At 58.2% G+C, this 6,606-nt stretch carries 5 protein-coding genes and 1 pseudogene; 5 read left to right on the forward strand and 1 reads right to left on the reverse strand.

What is annotated here, in order from left to right; genetic code table 11:
* Window positions 1-193, reverse strand: a 193-nt coding sequence (locus tag EN906_RS37760; protein WP_206529112.1) for a hypothetical protein, incomplete at its 3' end; no start/stop codon positions are given.
* Window positions 194-352: 159 nt separating this feature from the next.
* Here EN906_RS37760 and EN906_RS18025 point away from each other — a divergent pair.
* The 5 genes and pseudogenes from EN906_RS18025 to EN906_RS18045 all read left to right on the forward strand — a co-directional run.
* A complete protein-coding gene (locus tag EN906_RS18025; protein ID WP_236383461.1) occupies window positions 353-811 on the forward strand; it encodes a response regulator transcription factor in 459 nt (152 codons plus the stop codon).
* A gap of 244 nt (window positions 812-1,055) precedes the next feature.
* Window positions 1,056-1,489: pseudogene (locus EN906_RS18030) on the forward strand (helix-turn-helix domain-containing protein); the annotation flags it as partial.
* Between the two features lie 619 nt (window positions 1,490-2,108).
* Window positions 2,109-2,768, forward strand: a complete 660-nt coding sequence (locus EN906_RS18035; RefSeq protein ID WP_127267036.1) for a response regulator transcription factor — start codon at window positions 2,109-2,111, stop codon at window positions 2,766-2,768.
* Complete coding sequence (locus tag EN906_RS18040; protein ID WP_127267035.1) at window positions 2,765-4,093, forward strand: HAMP domain-containing sensor histidine kinase; 1,329 nt, start codon at window positions 2,765-2,767, stop codon at window positions 4,091-4,093. The genes EN906_RS18035 and EN906_RS18040 overlap by 4 nt, the downstream gene beginning before the upstream one ends.
* 1,950 nt (window positions 4,094-6,043) lie before the next feature.
* Window positions 6,044-6,606: pitrilysin family protein (locus EN906_RS18045; protein ID WP_245484290.1), on the forward strand; the 563-nt coding region annotated here is incomplete at its 3' end.

The following is a 6,606-nucleotide window of genomic DNA, read 5'->3' on the forward strand; positions in this document are numbered from 1 at the left end:
TGGTCGAGCCAATCATATTCTTCCATGTGGCTGTTGCCTGAAAAACCGAAGACGCCGTTCGCTGGTCCAGCTGTTCCAGACCTCGGCCTGCGTCGGTCATTAGAACCGGCGCGCCTGTTTCCCAAATCAATTTGCTGATGCAGCCGCCGGGGGTCACATTGAGCAAAAGTGCCGAGGTCAGGACGGGTTTCATAGGGGCTCTTCGTTTGGCTTTGTTAACGACCCCTTTCTTGCAAGTTGTAGCTGACAGCAGCCTGAAAGCTCCCCAAATAATTCGCTGCCGCCGGTTCAGCCTATTGTCAGCTTCGACCAATAAGATGGGAGCCTTGCCCTCATACCGGAGCTCGGCAGCATGATGCGAATACTGCTCACTGAAGACGATAAGGACCTTGGAAGTGCTATGCACGATCATTTGGTGGCTGGTGGCCACGCGGTCGACTGGGCCAAGAACCTGTCCGAAGCGCGCGATTATGCAGCTGTGGTCGGCTACGACCTTATTTTGCTCGACGTTCACCTGCCGGACGGCAATGGGATCGACTATCTGCGGGAGCTGATCAAGGAACTTGAATCGGCACCGGTCATCATTCTGACAGCCTGCGATCGGATTTCGCATCGCATCGAGGGCTTCAACGCTGGAGCCGACGACTATTTGGTCAAGCCGTTCGATCTGGGGGAACTCTCAGCGCGTATCCATGCAGTGGCACGTCGCCATGGGCATTCTCCGGAGCCGCAATTTTCGGTTGGGACGCTTTCCATACAGGCAGCCGAGCGACGCCTCTTCCGCGACGGGCAGGAGGTCTACCTGACTTGACGCGGATGGGCGGTGCTCGACTACCGTCTGCCCCAGCCCTGCACGGTCGTTTCAAAAGGGAAGATCGTGGACGCGCTTTTCGGCAGACGGCGCTGATTCATACTCTAAAAGAAAATTCGGCTTCCAGTTGCCTTGGCCATGACTGCCCTTCCCGAGAGATGGGTGACAGTTCATTCCGGATAGATGGGTTACACTTTCGGCCCTTTGCAAGGAGAGCAAGGTGCCTTGGAAGGAGTGCAACGTCATGGAAGAGCGGCTGAAGTTCGTCGCCCGGCTGCTGGACGCGAGAAGATGGCGGTGCTTTGCCGGGAGTTCGATATCTCGCGCAAGACCGGCTACAAGATCCTCACGCGCTACAACGACAGCGGCCTGGAGGGGCTGACGGACCGATCGCGGCGGCCCTATCGCCACGCCAATCAGCTTCCGTTTCAAATCGAGAAGCTGATTGTGCGCCTCAAGCAAGACAAGCCGACATGGGGTGCGCCGAAGATACGCGAGCGGCTGGCCCGGCTGTATCCGGATGTGCACCGGCCCGCGATCTCGACCGTGCATGCCGTGCTCGACCGCCACGGCATGGTCGAGCGCCGCAAGCGCAGGCGCAACAGGGCGACGGGGACACCACTTTCAAACGGCTGTCGCCCTAACGATCTTTGGTGTGCCGACTACAAGGGCGAGTTCGGCAGAGAACACGGCCGGGACAGGGGATCACAAACACTTGACCGTTCCAGACCCTGGCAGTGGCGCATCGATTGACCGTTGGCTCTGTTCGTGGGCACCGAAAATAGGGCCTTCTTGGTCCTCGGCAGAGAATATGGCCCGGACGGGGGATAACAAACACTTGACCGTTCCAGACTCTGGCAGTGGCGCATCGATTGACCGTCGACTCTGTTCGCGAGCGCCGAAAATACGGACGACCCCTATGGTCAAAGTGCACTTCTGACCTGCTAGGCACTGTTCGATAACTGGAGGCACCCGCTACGGTGCCCTCGTATTTAAGACACCTGTCAGTTTCAAGCCTGGACATTGACGCGTGGCGCGGCTGCCATTCGTTGACCGCCACGTCGAATTGCCCGCCAACCAGTGTACAGCCGCCGGTGGTCACATTGAGCAAAAGTGCCGAGATCAGGAGGGGTTTCATAAGGCCTCTTCGTTTGGCTTTGTTAACGACCCCTTTCTTGCAATTGTAGCTGACAGCAGCCTGAAAGCCCCCAGATATTCGCTGGCGCCGGTTCAGCCTACTGTCAGCTTCGATCAATAAGGCAGGAGCCTTGCCCTCATACCGGAGCTCGGCAGCCTGATGCGAATACTGCTCATTGAAGACGACGACGACCTTAGAAGTGCTGTGCACGATCATTTGGTGGCTGGTGGCCACGCGGTCGACTGGGCCAAGAACCTGTCCGAAGCGCGCGGTCATGCAGCTGTGGCCGGCTACGACCTTATTTTGCTCGACGTTCACCTGCCGGACGGCAATGGCATCGACTATCTGCGGGAGCTGATCAAGGGGCTTAATACAACGCCGGTCATCATTCTGACAGCCCGCGATCGGATTTCGCATCGCATCGAGGGGCTCAACGCTGGCGCCGACGACTATTTGGTCAAGCCGTTCGATCTGGGGGAACTCTCGGCACGCATCCGTGCAGTGGCACGTCGCCAAGGGCATTTTCCGGAGCCGCAATTTTCGGTTGGGACGCTTTCCATACAGGCAGCCGAGCGACGCCTCTTCCGCGACGGGCAGGAGGTCCACCTGTCTGGACGCGAATGGGCGGTGCTCGACTGCCTTCTACGCCGGCCCGGTTCGGTCGTTTCAAAGGGGAGGATCGAGCACGCGCTTTATTCATTCAATTCGGAGTTCGAGAGCAACACAGTGGAGGTTTATGTCAGCCGGCTCCGTAAGAAGATCGGCGGGGATAGAATAGCAACCGTGCGTGGCTCCGGATACAGGCTCGTGGTCACATGACGAACTCGAACAGCATGACGAGAAAGCTGATATCGTGGTTAGGCGGGGCAACGCTCCTGGTTTGGATCGCCGCCCCAACCATTGCTGCGTTCATTTTTTGCAATAATGTAAACGAAAGTTCGGATGACTTGCTCCAGGCGAGCGCAGAGTACAGAAAACCAGAGCTGATCAAGGTCTTGAATGGAAAACACGTTGATCAATACAATAACCACTTGCCAACTTATGAAAAGTACTGGACCTATCGTGAGCAGGTTATTAATAAGTACGGGGTAGTGCTTATTTCTGAACCGGAAGAGGGTCAGCAGCCCTTCCCTGATGCTCCCCTGAGTAACGGCTTTTGGCGAAACGCTGATTACCGCGTCTACACAGAGGAGATCCAAGACGGCGTGTATCATCGGTTGGCCGAACCGCTTGATGGCCGCCGTACCACAATCGCGAAGGGCGCACTTTTTGTCTTCCTTCCGACACTCGTGCTCCTGCCCTTTAGCTTAGCTGTTTGGTGGATCGTGATCCGGCGCTCGCTGCGGCCAATCGAGGTACTGCGACAGCAGATCGGATCGCGCGACGGCGGCAATCTGTCACCAATGGACTTGGGCGATTTCCCGGCAGAGTTGGCTCCAATCGCGGCATCCGTCAATCGGCTTCTCGATCGTCTGCGGGCGGCTCTCGAGGCCGAACGCGAGTTCGCCGCAAACAGTGCGCATGAACTGCGCACGCCGATCGCAGGTTCAATCGCTCAGATGCAGAGATTAGTGGCCGAGCTTCCCAATGGGTCGGCCAAAATGCGTGCGCGCGGCATCGAGCAAGCGCTGTCGAGCCTTGGCCGCCTTGTCGAAAAAGTGCTTCAGCTCGCTCAAGCCGAATCGGGGGTTGGCATGGCGGATCACGCGATCGATCTTGTCCGATCGGTTCGGCTGGAAATCGACGACCTGAGGAAAAAGCCGCAATATGCCGGACGCCTGCATCTTAACGTCGACGGCTGCACCACTTTGATGCGCAAAGTGGATGTCGATGCGTTTGGGATCCTCCTTCGTAACCTGATCGAGAATGCGCTGATACATGGACTGCCCACTGTTCCGACAACAGTTTCCGTCCAAACTGATGGAACCATCGCTATTGCAAACGCCGGACCGGTGGTGCCCCTCCCCGACCTCGAAGGGCTTACAAAGCGATTTAGTCGTGGTGCTACTCCTGCTGCGGGCTCAGGCCTTGGTCTACATATCGCTAACATGGTTATCCAGCGGATCGGTGGCAGTCTAGAGCTTGCGTCGCCCGCCCGCGGTCGCAATGATGGTTTCGAGGCGATCATACGAATTCCTCAATGACACCGGTGAATTCGACGACAGTTGGACACAGGGCGGATTGCTGGCAAGGCTGCTGACAGGGCGAACTGTACGGCAGTATGTATACGGCGTAGAAATCGTACTTCACACAACGCATTTCGGCCGCGGCAATCAATGCCGCTATCATCGTCTGAGCAGTTCGATCGAAGCGACACGACATGATCGGCAAAATCGAAGGCTCCGCCTCACCGCTCGCTCGATTTCGCCCGGGGAGAAAAAAGGCCATCCGAGAAAGTGCAAGCCGCCGCGCAAAGGCGACGTGTCCAATTGTCTGGGTGCCCCTGTGCGCCGGCCCGATCGGGTTGGCGCAGGTCCAGTAAGGACCCGGACCAACCATTCCATTTAGACGACCGGCAGGTTTTAATCGGCGTCCGGATCGCCGTCCCAAAATGCCCCAAGTATACGGCTAGAAAGGCTGCCAACGATCGAGCTTTGGTCGGAGGCGTGCTTGTCAGCGTCTTGGGTGCTTGACCGGCCTTTGCAATGGCCATCGCCATCGCAAGTATCGTGCGTGGCCAGTGAGACCGCAATTTCATCAGCCTGGAGCCGACCGTATCGGTGCTTTTTTATGATTTAGGGATTTTTCGTTTTCCTCTTGGATCATCACGGGTTTGGAGAGGATCTGGTGTTAAGTGCCATTCGGAGCGCCGGCGAACCGCCCGAAATTAATGTGGTCGAGTGATGAAGCCTCCCGAATGCGTTAAACGAGACCCTTTATGGCGGCCCTGGCTGACAACAGTCTGAAAGCTGCAAGCGGCATGCGAAAATGGGGCGATCCTGAATGACGACAGATGCTATCAACATGAAAGAGGCTCGCCCTGAAAGCTGAGCACGCTTTATGCTCAGGCTGCTGACAAGGCCAAAGCAGCGTAAGTGCGTAGTGAAATCCAAGGTCCACATGGGTCGTCGCGCGTCCCATGCGCCTGGGAAGGCGCCGGCCCGGCCAAGCTTTCCCAGCTCGTCCGCATGATGCTTCGCTGAGCGTCAATGGACGTTGGCGCGAGACCAAGGCGTCGTGCGTTGCAATCCGGACGGTCCAGGGTATCAGGAGTTTCACGGCCTCGGCCCGCTTGGCTGGCCACAGTTGAAGCTCCAACGTACCGGCTGGCACCGGGAAATTGGGCTCTGCGCTGCCTCAACGCTGATGGCACGGTCAATGCTTGCCTACCGATGGGGCCGCCCATGCCGTGATGCTGTCGGTCGACGTTCGCAAACCAGACCCTCGCGAGACCCAGCGAAGGGGCTCGCCGGTTCGACGAGGGACCTTACCTCTTTATGCGCGGCATCATTATCGAGGATGACATGTTGCCTTACACGTCGTCCCTCGCGCTCGGGTCTTTGTGGGGCGGATGAAGTCCTGATCGCGGTGGCACTGCTGCATGTTTGCGTAAGACCCATCCAGTCACGATCGCGCTGTCCTTCGATGTCGCGGTGCTGATAGGCGGGCAGATCGGTGTGCGCGGCGCCCGCCAAAGGATCGTCGTCACGCCGGAGGAGGCGAGCGTCATAGCCGGCGCGCCGGCGAAAGGCGCTTTCTGTCGGATGCCCGACAATGTCGGATATCGCAAGTATCAAGGTTGGATCAAACCTTGCGAATCGGGGCTTTCTTACTTGGCACGGGGCATGCTCAGGTATCCGCAAACACCCAATGGATAACGAGCAGACTTCCCATGGCCTCACCATGCCGAAAGTTTCCCGGACGCATCCAAAGATGAGGCTCGCGTCAGGCCCAGCAACACGCTGACGGCTCATGTGGCTCGGCGTCGCGTGCCGATCCACTTTCTCCCAATAGGCGTTCGGGAGACATAGATCCTTCAAAATGAGGAACAGATCACTTTGCCAGGAACGCAGCCCATAACCCCACTCTCCCTACCAGAACTACCAAGCAAGCCCCGCACTCATGGGCTTCGCAGGACGTCCGTTGCGTCCGAGTTGGTCGGCGCGGGGCCGGCTCCGATCCCCGTCGCATGGGAGGACGGCAAGGCGAGGGATTTCGTGCTCGACAACGGCATGGAGGTGGTCGTCATTCCCAACCACCGGGCGCCGATCGTCACCCACATGGTGTGGTACAAGATCGGCAGCGCCGACGAGCCGCCGGGCAAATCCGGCATCGCCCATTTCTTCGAGCATCTGATGTTCAAGGCGACGACCAACCATGCGGGCGGCGAATTCGACCGCGCAGTGTTCGAGATCGGCGGCTCCAACAACGCCTTCACCTCCTCCGACTACACCGCCTTCTATCAGACAGTGGCGCCGTCGGCGCTCGAGCTGATGATGAGCTTCGAGGCCGACCGAATGCGAAACCTCATCCTGACCGACGATGTCGTCAAGACCGAGCGCGATGTGGTCATCGAGGAGCGCCGCTCAAGCACCGACACCAACCCGCAGGACGTTCTCCATGAGGAGATCGACGCGACGCTGTGGCAGAACCACCCCTATCGCATCCCGATCATCGGCTGGATGCAGGAGATCGAGCAGCTGAACCGCGTCGACGC

Origin of the sequence: Mesorhizobium sp. M7A.F.Ca.CA.004.06.1.1, from assembly GCF_003999135.1 — a bacterium.
GTDB lineage: Bacteria > Pseudomonadota > Alphaproteobacteria > Rhizobiales > Rhizobiaceae > Mesorhizobium.

Coding starts and splice junctions, on each gene's coding strand:
- EN906_RS18025 (WP_236383461.1), top strand. CDS start 353: ATGATGCGAATACTGCTCACTGAAGACGATAAGGACCTTGGAAGTGCT.
- EN906_RS18035 (WP_127267036.1), top strand. CDS start 2,109: ATGCGAATACTGCTCATTGAAGACGACGACGACCTTAGAAGTGCTGTG.
- EN906_RS18040 (WP_127267035.1), top strand. CDS start 2,765: ATGACGAACTCGAACAGCATGACGAGAAAGCTGATATCGTGGTTAGGC.